The sequence below is a fragment of the Pseudonocardia nematodicida genome (genome assembly GCF_040105385.1).
Lineage (GTDB): Bacteria > Actinomycetota > Actinomycetes > Mycobacteriales > Pseudonocardiaceae > Pseudonocardia > Pseudonocardia nematodicida.
This window is the reverse complement of record NZ_JBEDNQ010000009.1, coordinates 174,401-197,402: the sequence shown is the minus strand read 5'-3', so window position 1 is coordinate 197,402 and position 23,002 is coordinate 174,401. Positions and strand designations below refer to the sequence as shown.

Sequence of the window (23,002 nt, the reverse complement as noted above, 5' to 3'; positions counted from 1 at the left end):
ACACCGTGACGGTCCGATCACCACCGGCGGGCCCGGGCCCCCACCACCGAGACGGACGGACGTGCAGGTCACCTTGTCGAGGGCGCAGGACGAGCCGCGCCGGACCGCGTCCGGCCCCGGCCGGCCCGAGCGGTCCGCGGACTCCGGCGGGACCACGGGCACCGGCAAGGCGACCCGCGCCGGCGGGGCGACCGGCACCGGCGGGGCGCGGCCGTCGGTCGCCGCGCACGACGAACCGACCCTGATCGCCCGCGCCCAGGACGGCGACCGGCACGCCTTCGCCGAACTCGCCCGCCGCCACCAGGACGCGCTCTACCGGGTGGCGGTCCGGGTGCTCGGACACCGCGCGGACGCCGAGGACGCGCTGCAGGAGGCACTGCTCGACGCCTGGCGGCGGATCGGGACCTTCCGCGGCGAGGCCGCGTTCTCCACCTGGATGTACCGGATCGTCACCCACCGCTGCACCGCGCAGCTGCGACGGGCGAAGCGCACCGTCCCGCTGCCCGACGACGACGCGCCCGGCATCGCCGACCGCGGCGGCTCCCCGGAGCGGGCCGCCGAGGTCGACGCCGAGCTGGCCGCGCTGTCCCGGGCGCTCGAGACGCTGCCCGCCGACCAGCGGACCTGCTGGGTGCTGCGCGAGCTCGAAGGGCTGGGCTACGCCGAGATCTCCGAGATCACCGGCGCGTCCGGCACGGCCGTGCGGGGCCGGATCCACCGGGCCCGCACCGCGCTGGCGGAGAGGATGCGGGCATGGCGGTAGAGCAGCTGGAGCCCCTGGCCTGCGGCCGGGACGCCGCCGACGTCTGGGAGCACGCCGACGCCGGCGCCCTCGACGACCACGAGCGGACCTGCCCGCACTGCCGCTCGGCGTGGGCCGACCACGACCGTCTCGGGGTACTGGTGACCCGGATGGCCGAGGAGTCACGGGAATCGCTGCGTCCACCACCGTCGGTGCTCGCCCAGGTGATGGGCGCGGTCGTCGCGGACCTGCGCCCGCACGAGCTGCTGGAGATCGGCCCCGACGCCTGGCTGTCCCGGCCGGCCGCCGAGGCCGCGCTGCGGCACGCGGTGGACACGATGGGCGGGTTGCGCGCGCTGCGCTGCCGGGTCGAGCAGGAGACCGGTGAACCGGACGGCACGGGCGTCGGCCCGCGGCCGGTGTGGGTCCGGGTGACCGTGGCCGCCCGGTTCGGCGTCGACCTCGCCTCGGTCACCGCCCGGGTCCGGCAGATGATCGTCACCGTCGGCGAGCGGGCGATCGGGGTGCCGGTGACCGGGGTGGACATCCACGTGGAGGACCTGTGGGAGTGAACGGCTCGGGCGGTACGCGGCGGACCCGCTGCCTCGTCTCCGATCTGGCCGTGGCCCGGGTCGCGGCGCGCCGGGCCCGCACGGTCCCCGGGGTGACGATGCTGGTCGGCGACGTGGCGCAGACGCTGCTCGGGCTCGCGGCGGACTGGCTGCCGCACGATCCGGTGCCCGACGAGCTGCGCGCCGACGGCGTCGTGGCGAGCGTGCAGGGCGACGTCGCCGAGGTCAGGGTGACGGTCGGCGTACGGCTCGGCACACCGTGTGCCGATCTCGCGGCCCGGGTGCAACGCGAGGTCGCCGAGGAGATCACCACCGTCACCGGCCTGTCCGCCCGCGTCCGGGTGACGGTCGCCGACATAGCCCTCCCCGCCTGACGCCCCGCCACTCCACGAGCCCGCCCGATCGAACGCGCGGCTGGGAGCCGGCCACGGCTCGGGATGCGGGCGCGTGAGGACCGGGCGCCGCGCCCGGCCGGTGCGGCCCGGGACCCACGGCAGCTGATCACTGTCCCGGCACCGATCGATGCCGGCGGCGGCACCTGCCGGAACCCGGTCGTCGATCACGAGCGCCGTGCGGACCGGTGGGTCGCCGGGCGCCGGGTCAGCGCCCGGAGGACGCAGTCGCCGCAGGTCCCCCCGCCCGGTACGTGCACGTAGAGGCAGCAGGAGCGGCGCCGGAACGCCCACTCGGTGTCCGGGTCCGCGTCGTCGAGGCGCAGCACCCGGCCGGTCGCGCCCGACGGCAGCGGACCGCGCAGCGCCGGGTGATCGGCCAGCGCGCCGAGCAGCGCCAGGAACGCCGGCCGGTCCGGGCGCCGCACGGCCTCCATCACCCGGGCGGCCCCGCCGATCGCCGAGACGACGTTGCCGCGCAGCACCCGCTCGGACACCGCGACCCGCGCGGCGACCGCGGCGTGGAGCGGTTCCAGGTGGGACGCGGCCAGCTCCCGGGCCAGCAGGTCGGCGGCGCCCGCGGGATCGGTGCGCGGGTCCGGGGTCCGGACGCCCGCGGGACCGGAGCGATCCGCCGGCGTGGCCGGGACGCCGGACGGAGCCGGGGCGCCCGACAGGGCCCGGGCGCCGGACGTGGCGGAAGCGCCGGACACGGCGGGGCCGCCGGTCGTGGCGGAGCCGCCCGTCGTAGCGGAGCCGCCCGTCGTGGCGGGGCCGCCGGCCTCCTCGGCCTTCGGCAGCGACGGCGCCCACGGGTCGTCCGCCGCAGGGTCGCGGTGCAGGTCCGCGAGCCGCGGCAACACCCCGTGCAACGCGACCGTCGCGAACGGCGCGGAGACCAGGCGGGCCGCCATGCCCTGCACCGCGATCGACGCAGCGACCCGGTCGGATGCCCCCAGCGCCGCCGCGACCTGCGCGATCCGCGCCGCGAGCGGGTCGCCGCCTTTGGTGCCGGGCGGCGCGTACAGCTCGTCCCAGCGACGGGCACCGGGCGCCGGCGGCACGGCCACGACGAACCACGGTCCGATCCGGCCCACGTCCGACAGCGCGGCACGGACCTCGTCCGGCCCCGCAACGGGAGCCGGCTCGGCGGAACCTCGATCGGATCTCATCGCCGCCCAGTCTCCCCCGCCGTCCCTCCCGGTCCACCCGGCTCGCCGCCGCGACCCGACACCGACCGCCGCGACCCGGCGCCGGTCGCCGCGACCGCCGCAGAGGTCGCGGCACCCGACGACAGGTCGCGCCAGTGGCAGCGGGTAGCGGCAGCGGGTAGCGGCAGCGGGTAGCGGCAGCGGGTAGCGGCAGCGGGTAGCGGCAGCGGGTAGCGGCAGCGGGTAGCGGCAGCGGGTAGCGGCAGGCGGCGAACGACCGCGTGCGGGTCGCGGCGGCACGACACCCGCCGCCGAGGCGGAGAACGGCCGCATCCGGCGGCACGGCCGCCGCCGAGACGGCGGCGCGGCGGAGGCCGTCGGCGCGGTGGCACAGCGGCGGGAGGCGCGGTCGCGGTGTAACGGTCCACCCCGCCGCAGCGATCCCACAGGGCGAGACGACCACACGGTCACGCTCTCCTCACCGTCCGGACACAGGACGGACACATCGGCCTGTTTGGATCGGCAGCGATCCACATCACGGGACGACGCCGCGATCATCTGTAGCGGAGCCGGGCGACCCCGTGCGACTCTGTGCACTCGACAGGCCGCACTCGCCGGGGTGTGCGGCCGAACCGTGCCACGGTGAGTCCGGCCGGGTTCGTCAACCGAGCGCCCGGCCGAGAGCCGTGCCCGGACGACGATCCGGTCATGGCGACCGACGCGGCACGGTGCACCCGAACGACCCACTTCGGACGCCCCCATCACGGGGAGGCGCTGTACTCTGAAGCCCTTTCTCGACCGCAGCGACCTGCCGGTTCACGGTCGTCCGAGACGGGTGTCAGAGGTGCACCGAGACGACAGGAGGAGCAGTTGGCCGCGATCAGTGACCAGACGCGTCGCCCCTCGCCCGGTGGGCTGTATGCCGCCGATCACGAGCACGACGCCTGCGGTGTGGCCATGTTGGCCGATGTCACCGGCAAGCGCGACCACGCCATCGTGCAGAAGGCCATCGAGGCCCTTCTCCGGCTGGAACACCGTGGCGCGCGTGGTTCCGAGCACAACACCGGCGACGGCGCAGGGATCCTGATCCAGGTCCCGGACGCCTTCTACCGCGAGGTCACCGACTTCGAGCTCCCCGCCGAGGGCGCCTACGCGGTCGGCATCGCCATGCTCCCGCAGGACCCGGCCGAGGCCGACGCGGCCGTCGCACGGGTGGACGAGCTCGCCGCCGAGGAGAACCTGACGGTCCTGGGCTGGCGCGACCTGCCCACCGACCCGGACGCCGCCGACCTCGGCCCGACCGCGCTCGCGGCGATGCCGACCTTCCGGCAGCTGTTCGTCGGCGGTGCCGAGCTGACCGGCGAGAACGCCGGGAGCGCGCCGTCGGACATCGAGCTGGAGCGCCGCACGTTCTGTCTGCGCAAGCGGATCGAGCACGACACCGAGGCCTACTTCCCCTCGCTGTCCCCGCGCACCATCGTCTACAAGGGGATGCTCGCCGAACCGCAGGTCGCGGCGTTCTACCCGGACCTGAACGACGAGCGGGTCGTCTCCGCGCTGGCCATCGTGCACTCGCGGTTCTCGACGAACACGTTCCCGTCCTGGCCGCTGGCCCACCCGTTCCGCTACGTCGCGCACAACGGCGAGATCAACACGTTGCGCGGCAACCGGAACTGGATGGCCGCCCGCGAGGCGATGCTGGAGTCCGCGCACCTGCCGGGCGACCTGCAGCGGCTCACCCCGGTCATCACCCCGGACGCCTCGGACTCGGCCACCTTCGACGAGGTCCTCGAGCTCCTGCACCTGGGCGGGCGCAGCCTGCCGCACGCGGTGCTGATGATGATCCCGGAGGCGTGGGAGAACCACGCCGAGATGGACCCGGCGCGGCGCGCGTTCTACGAGTACCACTCCGCGCTGATGGAGCCGTGGGACGGCCCGGCGCTGGTCGCCTTCACCGACGGCACCCAGATCGGCGCGGTGCTCGACCGCAACGGCCTGCGGCCGGCCCGCTACTGGGTCACCGAGGACGGCCTGGTCGTGCTGGCCTCCGAGGTCGGCGTGCTCGACGTCGAGCCGGACAAGGTCGTCCGCAAGGGCCGCCTGGAGCCGGGCCGGATGTTCCTGATCGACACCGAGCGCGGCAAGATCGTCGACGACGACGAGATCAAGAGCGAGCTGGCCTCGCTGCACCCGTACGCCGAGTGGCTGCACGCCGGCCTGATCCGGCTGGCGGACCTGCCCGCCCGGGACCGGCACACCCCCACCCACCAGGCGCTGACGCTGCGTCAGCAGGCGTCCGGCTACACCGAGGAGGAGCTGAACGTCCTGCTCCGCCCGATGGCCGTCGCGGGTGCGGAGCCGATCGGCTCGATGGGCAACGACGCGCCGCTCGCCGCGATCTCGGAGCGCCCGCGCCAGCTCTACGACTACTTCATCCAGCTGTTCGCGCAGGTCACCAACCCGCCGCTGGACGCGATCCGCGAGGAGCTCGTCACCTCGCTGTTCAGCCAGCTGGGCCCGGAGCACAACCTGCTCGACGCGACGCCGGCGCACTGCCGCACGATCGTCGTGCCGTTCCCGGTGCTCACCAACGACGACCTCGCACGGATCGTCGGGATCAACGAGGACAAGGAGTACCCGGGCTTCGCCTCGCACGTCGTCACCGGGACCTTCCTCGCCCGCGACGGCGGCAAGGGCATGTTGTCCCGGCTCGCCGAGATCAAGCAGGAGGTCTCCCGGGCGATCGAGTCCGGCGCCCGGCTGATCGTGCTGTCCCAGCGCGGGGTGGACGCCGAGTACGCGCAGATCCCGTCGCTGCTGCTCACCGGCGTCGTCCACCAGCACCTGGTCCGGGAGCGTTCGCGCACCCGGGTCGGGCTGGTCGTGGAGTCCGCCGACGCCCGCGAGGTGCACCACATCGCGCTGCTGCTCGGCTACGGCGCCTCCGCGGTGAACCCGTACCTGGCGATGGCCACCGTCGAGGACCTCGCCGAGCGGGGCGACATCCCCGGCGTCGACGGTCCGACGGCGGCGAAGAACCTGGTCAAGGCGCTCGGCAAGGGTGTCCGCAAGACCATGTCGAAGATGGGCGTCTCGACCGTCGCCTCCTACACCGGCGCGCAGATCTTCGAGGCCGTCGGTCTGGGCCGGGAGGTCATGGACGCCGCGTTCACCGGCACCACGTCCCGGCTGGGCGGCGTCGGGTTCGAGGTGCTGGCCGAGGAGGTGCTGGCGCACCACCGTCGCGCCTACCCCTCGGACGAGGTCCGGGCGTCGCACCGGGCGCTGGTCGTCGGTGGCGAGTACCAGTGGCGCCGCGAGGGCGAGCTGCACCTGTTCAACCCTCAGACGGTGTTCAAGCTCCAGCACTCGACGCGCGCCGGGAAGTACGACGTCTTCAAGGAGTACACGAAGGCGGTCGACGACCAGGCGCGCAAGCTGATGACGCTGCGCGGGCTGTTCGCCTTCAAGGAGGGCGTGCGCGAGCCGGTCCCGATCGACGAGGTCGAGTCGATCGAGTCGATCATGACCCGGTTCGCCACCGGCGCGATCTCCTACGGCTCCATCTCCCAGGAGATGCACGAGACCCTGGCGATCGCGATGAACCGGATCGGCGGGCGCTCGAACACCGGTGAGGGCGGCGAGGACCCGGACCGGTTCACCCCGGACCCGAACGGCGACTCGCGGCGCAGCGCCGTGAAGCAGGCCGCCTCGGGGCGCTTCGGCGTCACGAGCGAGTACCTGGTCAACGCGGACGACATCCAGATCAAGATCGCGCAGGGCGCCAAGCCCGGCGAGGGCGGCCAGCTGCCCGGCGGCAAGGTCTACCCGTGGATCGCGACCACCCGGTACTCGACGCCGGGCGTCGGCCTGATCTCGCCGCCGCCGCACCACGACATCTACTCGATCGAGGACATCAAGCAGCTCATCCACGACCTGAAGAACGCCAACCCGCGGGCCCGCATCCACGTGAAGCTGGTGTCCCAGGTCGGCGTCGGGACCGTGGCGGCCGGGGTGTCCAAGGCGCACTCCGACGTCGTGCTCATCTCCGGGCACGACGGCGGCACCGGCGCCTCGCCGCTGAGCTCGATCAAGCACGCGGGCGGCCCCTGGGAGCTCGGCCTGGCCGAGACCCAGCAGACGCTGATGGCCAACAACCTGCGCGACCGGATCGTCGTGCAGGCCGACGGGCAGCTCAAGACCGGCCGCGACGTCGTCATCGCCGCCCTGCTGGGCGCCGAGGAGTACGGCTTCGCGACCGCACCGCTGGTCGTCTCGGGCTGCATCATGATGCGGGTCTGCCACCTCGACACCTGCCCGGTCGGGGTCGCGACGCAGAACCCCGAGCTGCGCAAGAAGTTCGACGGCAAGGCCGAGTACGTCGTCAACTTCATGCAGTTCATCGCGCAGGAGGTCCGCGAGTACCTCGCGCAGCTGGGCTTCCGCTCGCTCGAGGAGGCGATCGGCCGGGCCGACACGCTCGACGTCGACGCCGCCGCGCAGCACTGGAAGTCCGCGCACCTGGACCTGTCCCCGATCTTCCAGGTCGGCGACTACGGCGACGACGTCCCGCGCCGCCGGACCCGCGAGCAGGACCACGGCCTGGACAAGGCGCTGGACAACACCATGATCCAGCTGGCCGAGGGCGCGCTGCGCAACGGCGACCAGGTGACCCTGGACCTGCCGGTGCGCAACGTGAACCGGACCGTCGGCACCATGCTCGGCTCCGAGCTGACCCGGGTGCACGGCGGCAAGGGCCTGCCCGACGACACGATCGACGTCACGCTCACCGGCGCGGCCGGGCAGAGCTTCGGCGCGTTCGTGCCCAAGGGCATCACCCTCCGGCTGGTCGGCGACACCAACGACTACTTCGGCAAGGGGCTGTCCGGGGGCCGGCTGACGCTGCGGCCGGACCCGTCGGCGCCGTTCACCGCCGAGGAGAACGTCATCGCCGGCAACGTGATCGGCTACGGCGCCACCTCGGGCGAGATGTTCGTCCGCGGCGTGGTCGGCGAGCGTTTCTGCGTGCGGAACTCCGGCGCGGTGGCCGTCGTCGAGGGTGTCGGTGACCACGGCTGCGAGTACATGACCGGTGGCCAGGTCGTCGTGCTGGGCCGGACCGGGCGCAACTTCGCGGCCGGCATGTCCGGCGGGGTCGCCTACCTGCTGGATCTGGACGCGAAGCGGGTCAACCCCGAGATGGTGGACCTGGACCCGCTGACCGACGAGGACCGGTCGATCATCCGCGACCTGGTGGAGCGGCACCACGCCGAGACCGGTTCGGCGGTGGCGCACGCGCTGCTCGCCGACTGGGACGCGGCGGTGGAGCGGTTCGGCAAGGTCATGCCCAAGGACTACAAGCGCGTGCTGCTCGCGACCGAGAACGCCGAGCGCGAAGGCCGCGACGTGAACGCCGCGATCATGGAGGCCGCTCATGGGTGACCCCAAGGGTTTCATGACCACCACCCGGGAGACGCCGAAGCGGCGCCCGGTCGACCTTCGGCTGATGGACTGGCGCGAGGTCTACGAGGACTTCCCGCGCCCGGCGCTGGAGAAGCAGGCCGGCCGCTGCATGAACTGCGGCATCCCGTTCTGCCACCAGGGCTGCCCGCTCGGGAACCTGATCCCGGAGTGGAACGACCTCGTCTACCGCAAGGACTGGCGCGAGGCGACCGAGCGGCTGCACGCCACGAACAACTTCCCGGAGTTCACCGGGACGCTGTGCCCCGCCCCGTGCGAGGCGGCGTGCGTGCTGGCGATCAACGACGACGCGGTGACCATCAAGCAGGTCGAGATCGAGATCATCGACCGGGCCTGGGACGAGGGCTGGGTCGCCCCGCAGGCCCCGAAGGTCAAGACCGGCAAGAAGGTCGCCGTCGTCGGGTCCGGGCCGGCCGGGCTCGCCGCCGCGCAGCAGCTGACCCGGGTCGGGCACGACGTCGTCGTGTTCGAGCGGGCCGACCGCATCGGCGGCCTGCTGCGCTACGGCATCCCCGAGTTCAAGATGGAGAAGTCCCGGCTCGACCGGCGGCTGGAGCAGATGGTCGCCGAGGGCACCCACTTCCGGGCCTCGGTCGACGTCGGCACCGACGTCACCGTCGAGCAACTGCGGGCCGACTTCGACGCCGTCGTGCTGGCCGGCGGGGCCACGGCCTGGCGGGACATCCCGGCCGACGGCCGCGATGCCGAGGGCGTCTACCAGGCGATGGAGTTCCTGCCGTGGGCCAACCACGTGCAGCAGGGCGACATGGACGCCCCGCCGATCTCCGCCGAGGGCAAGGACGTCGTGATCATCGGCGGCGGTGACACCGGCGCCGACTGCCTGGGTACCTCGCACCGCCAGAATGCGCGGTCGGTGACCCAGCTGGAGATCATGCCGACGCCGCCGGAGCACCGCACCGAGGGCATGCCCTGGCCGACCTACCCGATGGTCTACCGGGTGTCCTCGGCGCACGAGGAGGGCGGCGAGCGGCTGTTCTCGTGCAACACGACCGAGTTCGTGTCCGACGCCGACGGCAAGCTCGCCGGCATCCGGATCTGCGAGGTCAAGCGCGGGGACAACGGCTTCGAGGCGGTCGAGGGCACCGAGCAGGAGCTCCCGGCCCAGCTGGTGCTGCTGGCGATGGGCTTCGTCGGCCCGGAGAAGGGCACGCTGCTGGGCGACCTGGAGGTCGACCTCGACGACCGCGGCAACGTCGCGCGCGACGACAGCTACATGTCCTCGACCGACGGCGTGTTCGTCGCCGGCGACATGGGCCGCGGGCAGTCGCTGATCGTGTGGGCCATCGCCGAGGGCCGCGCCGCGGCCGCCGGGGTGGACACCTACCTGACCGGCCGGACCGTGCTGCCCCGGCCGATCAACCCGACGGACCGCCAGATCGGGTAGGCAGCAGGCTGCTCGTGAGTGGTTGTCGTGGTCCTGACCACGACATCCACTCACGAGTGGTGTTCGAGGTCGTAGGCGTCCTCGCCGATCCAGATCCGCAGCCCGTCGCCGTCGTCGGTGACGTAGCCGTCCTCCTCCTCGCCGAGCTCCCGGATCGCACCGAGCGCGGGCCGGCCGAACTCGACCACTCCCCCGCCGACGTCGACCGGGCGGTACTCCCGCGCCAGCCGGGCGGTCCGGCACTCGGTGGCCAGCCAGGCGGCGTTGTCCGGGCCGACGTCGACCCGCCAGCGTTCGTCGCGCACGCCGCTCAGTATGAGGCAGATCACTCCGCCCGCCGACACCGCGCTACCGGTGATCGCCAACGCACGCTCCGTGGCCACATCGGCCACCGCCCGTCGCCGGCACGGCGCCGCTCGCCATCACACGTGATCGAAGTCGGGCCGACCCCACAACTCGCGGCGCTCTCGCGCGTTGAACCCTGCGGCCGGCACCTGCAGAACCGGGAGCCCCTGTCGGTGTCGGCACCATCTCGGGCACCGGGCCCCGTGACCGCTGGTCACGGACCCGGTGCCCGGTGGGTACGTCCTAGCCGGCCGGCTGCGGCAGCGGAGCGGGGCCGGTCCGGCGGATGGTGGAACGCACCCGCTGCGCCACGGCGAAGGCGCCCGTCGTCAGCACCGCGAGCATCCCCCCGGCCACGACACAGAGCAGTGGGTTGCCGCCGGTGACCGGGCCCAGCGCGGCGCCGATGGCGAACATGTAGAGCGACCAGGCCAGCGCGCTGACGGCCGAGGCGCGCAGGAACACCTGGCGCGGTAGCCCCATCCGACCTGCGGCCGCGCAGCTGAGCAGCCGCCCGCCCGGCAGGAACCGGGCTGCGACCAGCGCGGCGACCGGTCGGCGGAACAGGTTGGCGCGCACCCAGCGGGCGATCCCGCCGTCGGCGTGCGCCGTGCGCGGCAGCAACCGGTGCGAGCCGCGGCCCAGGGCGTGGGTCGCGAGGTCGCCGAGCACCGATCCGGACGCGGCGGCCAGGAACAGCGCGGACAGCAGCGCCAGGTCGCGGGTCACCACCGCGGACGCCGTCGCCGACAGCAGGACGGTCTCGCTCGGCAGCATCGGCAGCGGCCCGTCGACGGCCACCATGAGCACCATCGCGGGTACCAGCCACGGGCTCGACAGCACCGCGGCCAACAGCGCGAACGGCTCCACCCGGTCGACCTCCGCACGGGGTTCGGTTGCACTTCCCGTTGCACGGTGGCACACCGCCGCCGTCGGGGAACGGGGGGATGCCCCCGTCACCGATGAGTCCGGCGGGAGGGCCCGGTCATATCGGCGAGCAGCACGGAAGATCCGCGCGCCGGCCACCGGAGGTCCACAGTGAACACACGTCCCGCAGTCCGCCCCGCACTGTCACCGACCGCGCACCGCGCGCTGTGGGTGCTGCAGATCCTGCTCGGGCTGTTCATCGCGATCGGCTCGGGCGTGCCGAAGCTCTACGGTGACCCGTTCGCCATCGCGATCTTCGACGGCATCGGCGTCGGGCAGTGGCTGCGCTACGTCGTCGGCGTCCTGGAGATCGCGGGCGGCATCGGCCTGCTGACCAGGCGGTTCTCCGGTCCGGCGGCCGCCGGGCTGGTCCTGCTGATGATCGGGGCGGCGCTGACCCAGGCGTTCGTGCTGCACGGCGGGCTGCTCGTGCTGACGCCCGTCGTACTGGGTGTGCTGTTCGCCGTGGTCGCCGTCGGGCGCCGGGACACGCTTCGGACGTTCACCGGGGGCTGACCTGCGTTTACGCAGCGCGATCACCGGGAATCCGGCCCCGACGACGACGCCGGCAGTGTCGGCGTCCCCCCGGATCGGTGTACAGGGAGGAACCCACCATGGCCGATCGCCATGTGAGGCCGGCCGACGACGGCTGGACCGTCGAGAAGAACAACGCCAAGCGACCGAGCGCCAAGGTCGCCACCCAGGCCGAGGCGATCACCCGGGCGACGGAGATCATCGCCAACGACGGCGGCGGGAGCCTCGTCGTGCACGGCACGGACGGGTCGGTGCGCGAGCGCCGTACCGTCGAATCCGGCGCCGAGACCGCCGGTACCGCCGCCGCCGCCTCGGCGACCGCGACGGCGGCCCGCGACACCGCCTCGAAGGCCGCGGACTCGGCAGGGAAGACCGCCCAGGCGGTCGGCGACGACACCCGGACCACCGGGAGGAAGGTCGCCGGCGAGACCCGCGACGCCGCCGGGAAGGCCGCTGACACGACCCGCTCCGGCGCGGACGAGGTCGCCACCCAGGCCCGCCGGGTCGCCGAGAACGGCAAGGACGCCGGCGAGGCGGGGAAGGCGGCCGCCGCCGCGGCGAAGGCCACCGGCGAGCAGCTGGCCGGCACCGCGGCACGGACCGGACGCCAGGTCGCCGGCGAGGTCGCCGCGTCGGCCGAGCGGTCGGCCGGGACCGTGCGGGCGGCCGCGGACCAGGGCGCGACCTCCGCGGTCCGCGCTGCGGACCGGGCGGCGAAGGTCGGCGAGCGCGTCGAGGACGAGCTCGACGACACCGGCGCGGAACTCGCCCGCCGGCTGCACGAGAACGGCGAGCGCGCCGCGACCCGCCTGGACGAGCTCGTGGTCAAGGTCTACCGGCCGCTGAACCCGATCCGGCTCGGCAGCCGGGTCGCCGCCGGGGTCGTCGCGACCGCCTTCGGTGTGTCCGGCGCCGTGGCCTCCCGCTTCGGCAAAGCTGCCCAGAAGGGCACCCGCAAGGCCACCGGCCGCCGTTACTGAGCCGATCATCGGCCCCGCCCGGTCGTGGGCGGGGCCGGTGGGTCTCAGGACCGCAGGCTGAGCACGTAGTCGCCGCTGTCGTCGCTCCACTCCATACCGACCAGGTTCCGCGCCCGGGCCGCCTTGGCGAACGACAGGAAGCTGCCGAACCCGTAGCGCTTCTCCGAGAAGTCCGGCACCCGCTTGCGGAGCTGGTCCTTCAGCCCGCTCAGCTGCGGCGGCCCAGCGGCCGCCGACAGCTCCCGCACCACGTCGACGAGCAGCGCGAACGCGTCGTGGTCGGCGTCCGGGTCCTCCGGCACGGAGATCTCCGGGTCGCCCTGCGCGGTGCCCTGGGCCAGGGTGACCACGCCCTGGCCCTCCAGGTGGCGCAGCAGCTCGCCGAACCCGCGGAAGCCGTGGTCGGACTCGTCGAACGTCGGGTCCTTGCGCAGGATCGCGCGCTTGAGCCGGGACGCCGAGACCGGGCCGTCGGCCTGCCGCATCAGCCCGGTCAGCGTGCTGACCACGAGACCGTCGACGTCGCGCTCCTCGGCGCCGGTCGTCGCGGTCTCCTCCGCCTCGGCGGCGGCGTCGCGGAAGGAGATGTCGAACGGCGCCGGCGCGGGTGCCGGCTCGGGCACGGCGGCCACGGGGGCGGGCTCGGCGGCCGCGGCGGCCGGCGGGCGGGATCCACGACGGCGGCGGGGCTTCGCCGGCTCCTGGCTCGGCTCGACGCCGGGCAGCCGGTCGTAGAACAGGAACTCGTCGCACGCCGGCGGCAGCAGCGCCGACGTCGACGACTGCACCCCGATCCCGATCACCCGCCGGTCCAGCTCGCGCAGCTTGTGCATCAGCGGGGTGAAGTCGGAGTCGCCGGTGCCGATCGCGAAGGTCGTGATGAAGTCCCGCTCGTAGGCGAGCTCGATGGCGTCGACGGCGAGCTTGATGTCGGCGGCGTTCTTGCGGGACCCGCCGATCCGCTGCGGGATCTCGATCAGCTCCACCTGGGCGCGCGCCATCAGCCGGCGGTCCTCGTCGAACGCCGACCAGTCGGCGTACGCGCGGCGCACCACCACCCGGCCGCGCTCGGCCAGCGCGTCGGCGACCGGACCGAAGTCGAACGGCACGACCCCCAGACCGTCGCGTGCTCCGATCGCGAGGTTCTCGTAGTCGAGCAGCAGGGCGATGCGTTCGTCCTCGTGGGCCACCGCGGAAGACTAATGCCGGTGCACCCGCGCCACCCGCCGCGGCATGATCCCCGGATGCGGGGAGACGACGTCACGACCACCGTCGAGATCGCCACCGGGTTCCTGGCCGGGCTCGCCGACCGGGACTGGTCGGTGCCGGCCGGGCCGTTGGAGTGGTCCTGCCGGGACACCGGTGTGCACGTCGCCGACGACCTCTTCGGCTACGCCGCGCAGGTCGCCGTCGGCCCGCCCGACTCCTACCCACCGTTCGAGATCGTCGTCGGGGACGCCGCGACAGTGGACGGTCTGCTGCTCGTGATCCGCACCGGCGGCGCGATGCTGGCGACGTCGGTGGCGGCCGCGTCCCCGGACGCGCGCGGCTGGCACCCCTTCGGCGTCTCCGACCCGGCCGGGTTCGCCGCGATGGGCGTGGTCGAGGTGCTGGTGCACACGCACGACATCGCGCGCGGCCTCGGTACGTCGTGGACCCCGCCCGCCGACGCCTGCGCCGCGGCGCTGGCCCGGCTGTGGCCGGACACCGACCCCGGCCCCGACCCGGCCGCGACGCTGCTGCACGTCACCGGCCGGGCGGCCCTGGACGGCACCCCGGCACCCGCGCGGTGGCGGTGGTACGGCGAGGTACCCGGCTGACCGCTCACAGCTCCGGCTCAGCGCGTTCTCACGGACGGCACGGGCGGGCGGCGGAGGATCGTCGTCGTGCTGCAGGGCGCGCTGCGTGACGTCGAGGCGGTCCCGGTCACCGGATGGCCGTTCGTCCTCGGCTACGCGCTGGCCGGGGTCGCGTGCCTGGCCCTCGTCGTGCTCGGGGTACGGCGGGCCGGGCACGCGCGACGCCGGGTGTGGCGGGTCCTGGCCCGGTGCGCCGCCGTCGCGGTGACGCTGCTCGTCCTGCTGTCCGACGCGGTGGTCGGGGTGAACGCGGGGCTCGACTACCTGCGCACCGTCGGCGACGTGCTCGGCGCCGGCCCGGTCGAGGGCATCGGGGTCGCGCAGCTGCTGCTGCGCCGCTCCGTGCCGGCCGACGGGGTCGTGGCCCGGGTCCCGATACCGGGGTCGCTGTCCGGGTTCGACGCCCGTCCCGCCGAGGTGTGGGTGCCGCCCGCGTGGTTCACCCGGCCCCGCCCCGAGCTCCCGGTCGTGATGCTCCTGCACGGAACCCCGGGCCGTCCGGCCGACTGGGTCGACTCCGGCGGGGCCGCCGCCACCGCCGACGCCTGGGCACGCACGCACGACGGCGTCGCGCCGGTCCTGGTGATGCCCGACATCAACGGCGACTACCTGACCGACTCCGAGTGCGTCGACGCGCCCGGCGCCGCGGTCGAGACCTACCTGACCCGGGACGTCCCGCGGGTGGTGACCCGGCTGCTCGACACCCGCCCGCCCGGGCGGGACTGGGCGGTCGCCGGGCTGTCCGAGGGCGGCACCTGCGCGGTGATGCTGGCGCTGCGCCACCCGGACCTGTTCGGCACCTTCGGCGACTACGGCGGGCTGATCGGTCCGCGGACCGGCGACGACAACGGCGGGGTGGACGCGACCGTGGCCGGTCTCTTCGCGGGTTCGGTCCGCCGCTTCGACACCCACGAGCCCGCCGACCTGCTGCGCCACCGGCGGTACCCGGAGCTGACCGGCTGGTTCGAGGCCGGCGGCGACGACACCGCGCCGGCCGCGGCCGCGCGGACACTCTCCGCGCTCGCCACCCGGGCCGGGATCGCCAGCACGCTGCGGATCGTGCCCGGTGGCGGCCACGACTTCGACGTCTTCGCCACCGCGCTGACCGACTCGTTCCCCACGATCGCGGCACGGGTATCCGGACCGCCGGCGGAACCCGACGGGTGACGATGCGGTGGTCGTACGCCGTGGCTCGCTGCTCAACCACGGGGCCGGGCGCGATCGACCACCTCACCGGACGCCACGACCCCAGCCACGGCCCACGACCGGCTGGTCACCACGTACCCGGTCTGCGCCGGGTGATGCCACCGAACGCCCGATTCCGAGATCCGGTTCTGCTGCGCCGGACGGATCAGACCTCCGGGGGGTCCTGCTCGGGTACGGCGAACAGCGGCGGCCGCTCCCCCGCCGTCGTCCCCGGAAGGATCCGGTCGAGGACGTCGAGGTGCTCCAGCGTGCCGGTGACCTGCAGGACCCGGCGGACCTGGCGGGCCTCGCCGCAGACGACCTGGAACGCCACCCCGGCCCGGGTGGCCCAGAGGTGGGAGTCCAGCAGTACCGCGAGGCCGGCCGAGCCGAGGAAGGTCACCCGGGACAGGTCGAGCACCACCCGGGGCGCCGCGGCGACCCACTCGTGGAGCTGGCCGGACAGGAACGGCGCGGTGACCGTGTCGACCTCGCCGTCCGCGTGCACCAGCACCGGTCCGGACGGGTGCGGTACCGCCTCCAGCCGTAGTGCTCCGGTGCCGTCGGTCCCGACCGACCAGCCGGGCACGACCTGACCGGTGTCCCCGGTCCGTCCGGTCATCACACACCGTCTCCTCGAGGAGGCGGCGCCTCCGCGCGGTCAGGATGGCAGTATCGCTGCGTGATCGCCCGATAGCGCAGGATGATCACCCGGTCGGCACCTTGTCCGGCGGAGACCGGCCCCGTCGTCGACGCGCGGATCGGGCCCGGTCTTCCTAGGCTCCCCGTCGTGACCCACCACGATCTCGTCGTCGTCGGAACCGGCTCCGGGAACACGATCGTCGACGACCGGTTCGCCGGCCTGGACGTGGCCCATGTGGAGGCCACCCGGTTCGGCGGGACCTGCCTGAACGTCGGCTGCATCCCGACCAAGATGCTCGCCTACGCCGCCGAGGTGGCCGAGACGGTGCGCTCCGCGTCCCGCTACGGGATCGACGCGACCGTCGACCGGATCCGCTGGCCGGACATCCGGGAGCGGGTGTTCGGCCGCCTCGACCCGATCGGCGACGACGGCCACTCGTACCGCAGCGAGCACGGCACCGTCTACGACGGCTGGGCCCGGTTCACCGGCCCCCGGGCCATGACGGTGGACCTGACCGGCGGCGGGACCGCCGGGTTCACCGCGGACCGGATCGTGCTGGCCGGCGGCGGACGCCCGCTGGTCCCGCCCCCGGTCACGGACTCCGGCGTGCCGTTCGAGACCTCCGACACGATCATGCGGATCGACGAGCTGCCCCGGCACCTCGCGGTGCTCGGCGGCGGCTACATCGCGGCCGAGCTCGCGCACGTCTTCGGCGGGCTGGGCTGCGAGGTCACCCTCGTCGAGGCCGCCGACACGCTGCTCGGCGGGATGGACGAGACGGTCGTCGAGCGCTTCACCGACGCGGCCCGGGAGCGTTTCACCGTCCACACCGGACGATCGGTGGAGAAGGTGACCGGCACCGCCGGGGACGTCCGGCTGCACCTCGACGACGGCACCGAGGTCCGCGCCGACCTGCTGCTGGTCGCGGCCGGACGGACTCCCAACTCCGACCGGCTCGACGTCGACCGGGCCGGGATCGAGCTGCACGACGACGGCCGGGTCCGGGTCGACGCCCACGGCCGCACCACCGCCGAGGGGGTCTGGGCGCTGGGTGACCTCAGCACCGCACACCCGCTCAAGCACGTCGCCAACCACGAGGCCGCGGTCGTCGCGCACAACCTGACCGTGTCGGACCCCGGCGAGCTCCGCGCGTTCGACGACGCGCTCGTCCCGGCCGCGGTGTTCACCACCCCGCAGATCGGCACCGTCGGGCGCACCGAGCAGGAGTGCCGTGACGAGGGGATCGCGTACCGCGTGGGCCTGCACGAGTACTCCGACGTCGCCTACGGCTGGGCGATGGAGGAGCGGCGCGGCTTCTGCAAGGTCCTCGCCGCGCCGGACGGGACGCTGCTGGGCGCCCACCTGCTGGGCCCACAGGCGTCCACACTGGTCCAGCAGCTGGTGCAGGCGATGGCGCTCGGCGCGACCGCGCCCCGCCTGGCCGATGCGCAGTACTGGATCCACCCGGCGTTGCCGGAGGTCGTGGAGAACGCGCTACGGGCGCTGGAGGATCAGTAGCGCCGGGCGTACGCCGTCGGCGGCTCGCCGAACAGGGCGGTGAACTCGCGGGTCATGTGCGCCTGGTCGGCGTAGCCGAGTTCGGCCGCGACATCGGTCCAGCGCACCGGCTCCCCCGCCGCCATCCGCTCGGTGACCTCGTGCAGCCGATACCGGCGGATCACCCACTTCGGACCGACGCCGACGTGCTCGGCGAAGAGCCGCTGCAGGCTGCGGATGCTGGTGCCGGTCGCCGCCGCGAGCGCGTCGACGCGGGTCAGCGCGCGGTCGGTCGCGATCCGCGCGACCAGCGCGGTCGCCTCTCCGGCCGTCCTCGACACCGTCACGGGCAGCGCCGCCCGGACCCGCGCGCGCAGGACACCCACGTCGTCCGCGACACCGTCCGCGCCCACGGGCTCCGGCTGGCCGGTGGCCGCGGCCAGGGCCGGGACCTCCCCCGCCGGCACCACCCGGTCGGTGAGCGCGGCGACCGGACGTCCGAGGAACGCGCGGAAGGCACCGGGGCGGAACGCCACCCCCGCGACCCGCCCCGGACCGGCGAGCTCCCGTACGACGTGCCGGGTCGCGACGCCGTGCACCTCGGCCGGGGCGCCGGGACGCACCGTGAGGTGCACGTGCGGATACGGGACGATCTTCTGCCGGTAGGGCTCGGGATAGTCCCACTCCGCGGTCCAGAACCGCTCCACGAACGGGGCGAGGTCCGCGGGCGGGGGTACGGAGCCGTGCCGCTGGGACCGGGTCCAGGCCCCGTCCAGCTCGCGCGGGTCCCGGTCCACGACGGGAGTATGGCGCGTTCGTCCAAGCCCGGCGCCGCGCCGGCGTCCTAGCGTGCGGTCATGACCTTCGCACACCTCGTCGCGCCCGCCGCGGCCGTGTACCCCGGCCTGGTCGGGGCGGCGGCCGCGACCCCGCTCGACGCGCCGACCCCGTGCACCGACTGGGACCTGCGCGGCCTGCTCGGGCACCTCCGGTACTGGACCCCGGTCCTCGCCGCCGTCGGCCGCCGCGAGGCACCCGCCGCGTCGGACGGGACCGGGGCGGCGGCCCTGGTGACCGACGACTGGGCAGTCCGCCTGGACGCCGACCGGGCCGCGCTCGTCGAGGTCTGGTCCGACCCGGGGACCTGGGACGGGACCGTCACGATGGGCGGTCCCGACCCGCTGCCCGCCGCGATGATCGGCGGGATGGTGCTCGGCGAGCTCGTCGTGCACGGCTGGGACCTCGGACGGACGGCCGGCGTCGCCCCCGCCTGGCCCGACGACGTGCTCGACGGCACGCTGCACGCCGTCGCCGCGATGGCCGAACAGGGGCGCGGGATGGGGGTCTTCGCCGACCCCGTCGGAGTTCCGCAGGACGTCCCGGTCCTGGACCGGATCGTCGCCGTCACCGGACGCGATCCCGCCTGGACGCCGGCCGCACGGGGGGTTGCGGGAGGGGGTTCCTGACCGGGGCGCGAGAATGCCCGCGGGCGTCGAGTCGGGGAGGTCGGTCGGGTGAGCAACGTGGAGTCCGCGCCGGAGGAGGTCGTCTGCGTCGGCGACGCCGAGGCCGTCGAGGTCGTCCGGCCGCGCGCCGTGCCGCTGGGCGGGCCGCGGGCGATGACGGTGCGCCGCACGCTGCCGCGCCGGGCCCGCTCGCTGATCGGGGCCTGGTGCTTCCTCGACCACTACGGCCCGGACCGGGTGTCGGCCACCGGTGGCATGGAGGTGCCCGGGCACCCGCACACCGGCCTGCAGACGGTGTCCTGGCTGTTCTCCGGCGAGGTCGAGCACCGCGACACCACCGGCGCGCACGCGATCGTCCGCCCGGGCGAGCTGAACCTGATGACCGCCGGGTCCGGCATCGCGCACTCCGAGTACTCCACGCCGGGCACCGACCTGCTGCACGGTGCGCAGCTGTGGGTGGCGCTCCCGTCGGCACACCGGCAGGTCGACGCCGGCTTCGAGCACTACGCGCCGTCCACGGTGGACGCCGACGGCACCGCGCTGCGGGTGTTCCTCGGCTCGCTGGAGGGTGAGACCTCACCCGTCGCGACGTGGTCGCCGCTGCTCGGCGCGGAGATCGTGGTCCCGCCCGGCGGCCGGTTCCGCGCCGGCACCGACCCCGGGTTCGAGCACGGCGTGCTCGTCGACACCGGGACCGTCCGGGTCGGCGGCACGACCGCGGAGCCCGGTGACCTGGTCCTCCTGCCGCGCGGCGCGACCGGGCTCGACCTGCACGCACCCGGCCCGGACGGGGCGCGGGTCCTGCTGCTCGGTGGCGAGCCCCTCGGCGAGCAGATCGTCATGTGGTGGAACTTCATCGGCACCACGCACGACGAGATCGCCGGGTACCGGGCGCAGTGGCAGGACGAGCGGGCCCGCGGCGGCGACGCCGGCGGCCGGTTCGGGGCGTTCCCCGAGCAGTGGGCATCGACGTTGCCCGCGCCGGAGCTGCCGCACGCGCGGCTGACCCCGCGCGGGTAGTCGTCGCCTCCGGCAGCTACCCGTGCTCGGCGCGGACGACGGCGACGACCCGCCGCAGCTGCGCGAGCAGCAGCTCCGGGTCCCGCCCGTCCGGCTCGACCGAGCCGTCGATCCGGCCGGTGTCGCCGGTGAGGTCCACCTGCAGTGACCGGACCGTGTACCGGCGGGCCCGCAACGTGACGAGGACCTTCGTGACGGCGTCGGTGCCGCCGTGGACGAGCAGCGTGAAGCGATGGCCGCCGTCCCGGGGGGAGGCGAGTACGGCGGTCTCGGATTCGGTGGTCTCGGTCAACGTGGTCATCACGGATCTCCCGGTGCGGGTCGTCGGAGGATCCGGCCAGGTCCGGGAGGGCACGGCGACACCACGCGCCGGCGACCTGGGTTCAGCCGGCGCGCCGGATAATGATCAGCCCGCGCACGCCGCCCAGGGTAACAGCCGTCACAGGTCCCGCCGGTCCTGGAGCCGCTGCAGCTTCCCGACCGAGCGCTCCAGGGTGTCCGGATCGACGACCTCGCAGGAGACGGTCACCCCGACCGTCTCCTTGACCACGCGCACCACCTCGGCCGCCGCCGGATCGCGGCGCTCGGCCGGGGTGTCGTGCCGGGCCTCCACCCGGACGGTCATCGCGTCCAGCCGGGCGTGCGTCGTCAGCACGATCTGGAAGTGCGGCGCCAGCCCCGGGGTGCGGAGCACGATCTCCTCGATCTGGGTCGGGAAGACGTTCACCCCGCGCAGGATGATCATGTCGTCGGACCGGCCGGTGATCTTGGCCATCCGCCGCATCTGCGGGCGCGCGGTCCCGGGGAGCAGCGTGGTCAGGTCCCGGGTGCGGTACCGGATGATCGGCAGCCCCTCCTTGGTGAGGCTGGTGAACAGCAGCTCGCCCTCCGCGCCGTCGGGCAGCGGAGTGCCGTCGAGGGGGTCGACGACCTCGGGCAGGAAGTGGTCCTCCCAGATGTGCAGGCCGTCCTTGGTCTCCACGCACTCCTGCGACACCCCCGGCCCCATGACCTCGGACAGGCCGTAGATGTCGACGGCGTGGATGCCGGCGCGCTCCTCGATCTCGGTACGCATCCGCTCGGTCCACGGTTCGGCGCCGAAGATCCCGACCTGCAGGCTGGTGCGGCGCGGGTCGACCCCCTGGCGCTCGAACTCGTCGAGCAGGGTGAGCATGTACGACGGCGTGAGCATGATGATCTCGGGCGCGAAGTCGACGATCAGCTGCACCTGCCGCGGGGTCATCCCGCCGGAGACCGGGATCGCGGTCGCGCCGAGCTTCTCCGCGCCGTAGTGCGCGCCCAGGCCGCCGGTGAACAGGCCGTAGCCGTAGGCGACGTGCACCCGGTGCCCGGGCCGGCCGCCGGCCGCGCGGATCGAGCGCGCCACCAGCGTCGCCCAGTTGTCGATGTCGCCGGCGGTGTAGCCGACGACGGTCGGCGTCCCGGTGGTACCCGACGACGCGTGGATCCGCGCGATCCGCTCCCGCGGCACGGCGAACATGCCGAACGGGTAGGTCTCGCGCAGGTCGGCCTTGGTCGTCGTCGGGAACCTCGCGATGTCGTCGAGCTCGCGGCAGTCGTCGGGGTGCACGCCGTGCGCGTCGAACGTCGCCCGGTAGTGCGGGACGTTCTCGTAGGCGTGCCGCAGTGTCCACTGCAGACGCTGGAGCTGCAGGGCGCGGAGCTCGTCGACCGACATGCGCTCGGCCGGGTCCAGCAGGTCGTCCGCCGGCGCGGCACCGAGCCGTCCCGCGACGGTCATCGCAGGCCCTCCCGCCCGGCTACGCTGACCTGCCGACGGGCCGGGTGGCCTGCGTGATCGCTGTGGAGCGGGGTCATCGATGACGCCTCCGAACCTCGTTGCCCGACGTTGGACCGACCGTTCGTTCGCCCCGGAACGCTAGCACCCCGGGCGCCCGTTCGGGACCCGTCCGCAGGCTATATACCGATCGTTCGGTCGGGGCTAGGCTGGGTCCATGGCCGAATCCGACAGCGACGCAGCCGAGCCCGTCGTGCTCGTCGAGCACGACGAGACCGATCCGTCGGTCGCCGTGGTCACGCTCAACCGCCCGGCGAAGTACAACGCGCTCACCGTCGACCTCAAGGAGGCGCTGCTCACGGCGCTGGCGGGGGTCGGCGGGGACGCCGACGTCCGGGCCGTGGTGCTCACCGGCGCCGGCCGGGCGTTCTGCGTGGGACAGGACCTCGCCGAGCACGCGACCGCGCTGGAGCAGGACGCGGCCACCTCGTTCGACACCGTCCGCGACCACTACAACCCGCTGGTGCTGGCGATCACCGGGATGGCGAAGCCGGTCGTCGCGGCGATCAACGGGCCGTGCGCCGGCGCCGGACTCGGCCTGGCCCTGGCCGCGGACCTGCGGATCGCGGCGGCCGGGCTGACGTTCACCACCGCCTTCACCGGGATCGGCCTGACCGCCGACACCGGCCTGTCGGCCACCCTCTCGCACGCCGTCGGCGTCTCCCGGGCGACCGAGCTGCTCCTGCTGAACGAGCAGTTCACCGCCGAGGACGCGCTGAACTGGGGCCTGGTGCGCGAGGTGGTCCCGGCCGGTGAGGTGTCCGAGGCCGCGCTCGTGCTCGCCCGGCGCCTGGCTTCCGGACCCACCCGGGCCTACGCCGAGGTGAAGGGCGCACTCCGGTTCGGCGCGGTCAACGAGATGCCCGCGGTGCTCGACCACGAGGCCGACGCCCAGGCCCGCCTGGCGACCTCGCCCGACCACCAGCGCGCGGTCGCGGCGTTCCTGTCCAAGTCCACACCGGCCTTCGAAGGGTGGTGACCCGG

General features: G+C 74.1%; 21 protein-coding genes. 13 read left to right on the top strand and 8 right to left on the bottom strand.

Going from position 1 to position 23,002, the window contains the following annotated elements:
* The first annotated feature begins 61 nt into the window (after window positions 1-61).
* The 3 genes from WIS52_RS21550 to WIS52_RS21540 are packed head-to-tail and all read left to right on the top strand — an operon-like array spanning window position 62 to window position 1,688.
* The gene (locus WIS52_RS21550; RefSeq protein WP_349300131.1) at window positions 62-763 is read left to right on the top strand and encodes an RNA polymerase sigma factor; all 702 of its coding nucleotides are present in this window, start codon (window positions 62-64) and stop codon (window positions 761-763) included.
* Window positions 754-1,314, top strand: coding sequence for an Asp23/Gls24 family envelope stress response protein (locus WIS52_RS21545; RefSeq protein WP_349300130.1), 561 nt, complete (start codon window positions 754-756; stop codon window positions 1,312-1,314). The genes WIS52_RS21550 and WIS52_RS21545 overlap by 10 nt, the downstream gene beginning before the upstream one ends.
* A complete protein-coding gene (locus WIS52_RS21540) occupies window positions 1,311-1,688 on the top strand; it encodes an Asp23/Gls24 family envelope stress response protein (RefSeq protein ID WP_349300129.1) in 378 nt (125 codons plus the stop codon). Before WIS52_RS21545 ends, WIS52_RS21540 begins: the two co-directional genes overlap by 4 nt.
* Before the next feature lie 185 nt (window positions 1,689-1,873).
* Here WIS52_RS21540 and WIS52_RS21535 read toward each other — a convergent pair whose 3' ends face one another.
* Complete coding sequence (locus WIS52_RS21535; RefSeq protein WP_349300128.1) at window positions 1,874-2,878, bottom strand: (2Fe-2S)-binding protein; 1,005 nt, start codon at window positions 2,876-2,878, stop codon at window positions 1,874-1,876.
* 936 nt (window positions 2,879-3,814) lie between these two features.
* Between WIS52_RS21535 and gltB the strand changes: the two genes are divergently transcribed.
* Both gltB and WIS52_RS21525 read left to right on the top strand, forming a co-directional pair.
* Window positions 3,815-8,299, top strand: a complete 4,485-nt coding sequence (gltB, locus tag WIS52_RS21530; protein ID WP_379611370.1) for a glutamate synthase large subunit — start codon at window positions 3,815-3,817, stop codon at window positions 8,297-8,299.
* The gene (locus WIS52_RS21525; RefSeq protein WP_349300126.1) at window positions 8,292-9,743 is read left to right on the top strand and encodes a glutamate synthase subunit beta; all 1,452 of its coding nucleotides are present in this window, start codon (window positions 8,292-8,294) and stop codon (window positions 9,741-9,743) included. Before gltB ends, WIS52_RS21525 begins: the two co-directional genes overlap by 8 nt.
* A gap of 50 nt (window positions 9,744-9,793) precedes the next feature.
* Here WIS52_RS21525 and WIS52_RS21520 read toward each other — a convergent pair whose 3' ends face one another.
* A complete protein-coding gene (locus WIS52_RS21520) occupies window positions 9,794-10,048 on the bottom strand; it encodes a hypothetical protein (protein ID WP_349300125.1) in 255 nt (84 codons plus the stop codon).
* A gap of 283 nt (window positions 10,049-10,331) precedes the next feature.
* A complete protein-coding gene (locus tag WIS52_RS21515; protein WP_349300124.1) occupies window positions 10,332-10,958 on the bottom strand; it encodes a DedA family protein in 627 nt (208 codons plus the stop codon).
* A gap of 168 nt (window positions 10,959-11,126) precedes the next feature.
* On the opposite strand from WIS52_RS21515, the gene WIS52_RS21510 reads away from it, so the two are divergent.
* Window positions 11,127-11,531 (top strand): DoxX family protein, encoded by a 405-nt coding sequence (locus WIS52_RS21510; RefSeq protein ID WP_349300123.1) that lies wholly within the window; start codon window positions 11,127-11,129, stop codon window positions 11,529-11,531.
* 98 nt (window positions 11,532-11,629) lie between these two features.
* On the top strand, window positions 11,630-12,529 hold the full coding sequence (locus WIS52_RS21505; RefSeq protein ID WP_349300122.1) for a DUF2188 domain-containing protein: 900 nt from the start codon (window positions 11,630-11,632) through the stop codon (window positions 12,527-12,529).
* 44 nt (window positions 12,530-12,573) lie between these two features.
* Here WIS52_RS21505 and WIS52_RS21500 read toward each other — a convergent pair whose 3' ends face one another.
* Window positions 12,574-13,719, bottom strand: a complete 1,146-nt coding sequence (locus WIS52_RS21500; protein ID WP_349300121.1) for an NYN domain-containing protein — start codon at window positions 13,717-13,719, stop codon at window positions 12,574-12,576.
* A 54-nt stretch (window positions 13,720-13,773) separates the two neighbouring features.
* Here WIS52_RS21500 and WIS52_RS21495 point away from each other — a divergent pair, with 54 nt between their 5' ends.
* Entirely contained in the window at window positions 13,774-14,349 is a 576-nt protein-coding gene (locus WIS52_RS21495) for a maleylpyruvate isomerase N-terminal domain-containing protein (protein WP_349300120.1), read from the top strand.
* A gap of 66 nt (window positions 14,350-14,415) precedes the next feature.
* Window positions 14,416-15,555: an alpha/beta hydrolase gene (locus WIS52_RS21490; protein ID WP_349300119.1), complete on the top strand. Its 1,140-nt coding sequence runs from the start codon at window positions 14,416-14,418 to the stop codon at window positions 15,553-15,555.
* Window positions 15,556-15,739: 184 nt separating this feature from the next.
* On the opposite strand, the gene WIS52_RS21485 is transcribed toward WIS52_RS21490, so the two are convergent.
* Window positions 15,740-16,195 (bottom strand): STAS domain-containing protein, encoded by a 456-nt coding sequence (locus WIS52_RS21485; RefSeq protein ID WP_349300118.1) that lies wholly within the window; start codon window positions 16,193-16,195, stop codon window positions 15,740-15,742.
* 168 nt (window positions 16,196-16,363) lie between these two features.
* On the opposite strand from WIS52_RS21485, the gene WIS52_RS21480 reads away from it, so the two are divergent.
* On the top strand, window positions 16,364-17,734 hold the full coding sequence (locus WIS52_RS21480) for a mycothione reductase (protein WP_349300117.1): 1,371 nt from the start codon (window positions 16,364-16,366) through the stop codon (window positions 17,732-17,734).
* Here WIS52_RS21480 and WIS52_RS21475 read toward each other — a convergent pair.
* Window positions 17,728-18,510: a helix-turn-helix domain-containing protein gene (locus tag WIS52_RS21475; protein WP_349300116.1), complete on the bottom strand. Its 783-nt coding sequence runs from the start codon at window positions 18,508-18,510 to the stop codon at window positions 17,728-17,730. The genes WIS52_RS21480 and WIS52_RS21475 overlap by 7 nt on opposite strands.
* A gap of 60 nt (window positions 18,511-18,570) precedes the next feature.
* Between WIS52_RS21475 and WIS52_RS21470 the strand changes: the two genes are divergently transcribed.
* Window positions 18,571-19,179, top strand: a complete 609-nt coding sequence (locus WIS52_RS21470; protein WP_349300115.1) for a TIGR03086 family metal-binding protein — start codon at window positions 18,571-18,573, stop codon at window positions 19,177-19,179.
* Window positions 19,180-19,227: 48 nt separating this feature from the next.
* Complete coding sequence (locus WIS52_RS21465; protein WP_349300114.1) at window positions 19,228-20,199, top strand: pirin family protein; 972 nt, start codon at window positions 19,228-19,230, stop codon at window positions 20,197-20,199.
* A 16-nt stretch (window positions 20,200-20,215) separates the two neighbouring features.
* Here WIS52_RS21465 and WIS52_RS21460 read toward each other — a convergent pair whose 3' ends face one another.
* Both WIS52_RS21460 and paaK read right to left on the bottom strand, forming a co-directional pair.
* A complete protein-coding gene (locus tag WIS52_RS21460; protein ID WP_349300113.1) occupies window positions 20,216-20,500 on the bottom strand; it encodes an ACT domain-containing protein in 285 nt (94 codons plus the stop codon).
* Window positions 20,501-20,638: 138 nt separating this feature from the next.
* The gene (gene paaK, locus WIS52_RS21455; protein ID WP_349300112.1) at window positions 20,639-21,961 is read right to left on the bottom strand and encodes a phenylacetate--CoA ligase PaaK; all 1,323 of its coding nucleotides are present in this window, start codon (window positions 21,959-21,961) and stop codon (window positions 20,639-20,641) included.
* Between the two features lie 214 nt (window positions 21,962-22,175).
* Here paaK and WIS52_RS21450 point away from each other — a divergent pair, with 214 nt between their 5' ends.
* Window positions 22,176-22,997: an enoyl-CoA hydratase/isomerase family protein gene (locus tag WIS52_RS21450; RefSeq protein ID WP_349300111.1), complete on the top strand. Its 822-nt coding sequence runs from the start codon at window positions 22,176-22,178 to the stop codon at window positions 22,995-22,997.
* Window positions 22,998-23,002: the final 5 nt, after the last annotated feature.

What these genes read in the sequence shown, in the direction of transcription:
- WIS52_RS21545 (WP_349300130.1), top strand. Translation starts at nt 754, where the DNA reads ATGGCGGTAGAGCAGCTGGAGCCCCTGGCCTGCGGCCGGGACGCCGCC.
- WIS52_RS21535 (WP_349300128.1), bottom strand. Translation starts at nt 2,878, where the DNA reads ATGAGATCCGATCGAGGTTCCGCCGAGCCGGCTCCCGTTGCGGGGCCG.
- gltB (WP_379611370.1), top strand. Translation starts at nt 3,815, where the DNA reads ATGTTGGCCGATGTCACCGGCAAGCGCGACCACGCCATCGTGCAGAAG.
- WIS52_RS21525 (WP_349300126.1), top strand. Translation starts at nt 8,292, where the DNA reads ATGGGTGACCCCAAGGGTTTCATGACCACCACCCGGGAGACGCCGAAG.
- WIS52_RS21505 (WP_349300122.1), top strand. Translation starts at nt 11,630, where the DNA reads ATGGCCGATCGCCATGTGAGGCCGGCCGACGACGGCTGGACCGTCGAG.
- WIS52_RS21495 (WP_349300120.1), top strand. Translation starts at nt 13,774, where the DNA reads ATGCGGGGAGACGACGTCACGACCACCGTCGAGATCGCCACCGGGTTC.
- WIS52_RS21485 (WP_349300118.1), bottom strand. Translation starts at nt 16,195, where the DNA reads ATGACCGGACGGACCGGGGACACCGGTCAGGTCGTGCCCGGCTGGTCG.
- WIS52_RS21470 (WP_349300115.1), top strand. Translation starts at nt 18,571, where the DNA reads ATGACCTTCGCACACCTCGTCGCGCCCGCCGCGGCCGTGTACCCCGGC.
- WIS52_RS21460 (WP_349300113.1), bottom strand. Translation starts at nt 20,500, where the DNA reads ATGACCACGTTGACCGAGACCACCGAATCCGAGACCGCCGTACTCGCC.
- paaK (WP_349300112.1), bottom strand. Translation starts at nt 21,961, where the DNA reads ATGACCGTCGCGGGACGGCTCGGTGCCGCGCCGGCGGACGACCTGCTG.
- WIS52_RS21450 (WP_349300111.1), top strand. Translation starts at nt 22,176, where the DNA reads ATGGCCGAATCCGACAGCGACGCAGCCGAGCCCGTCGTGCTCGTCGAG.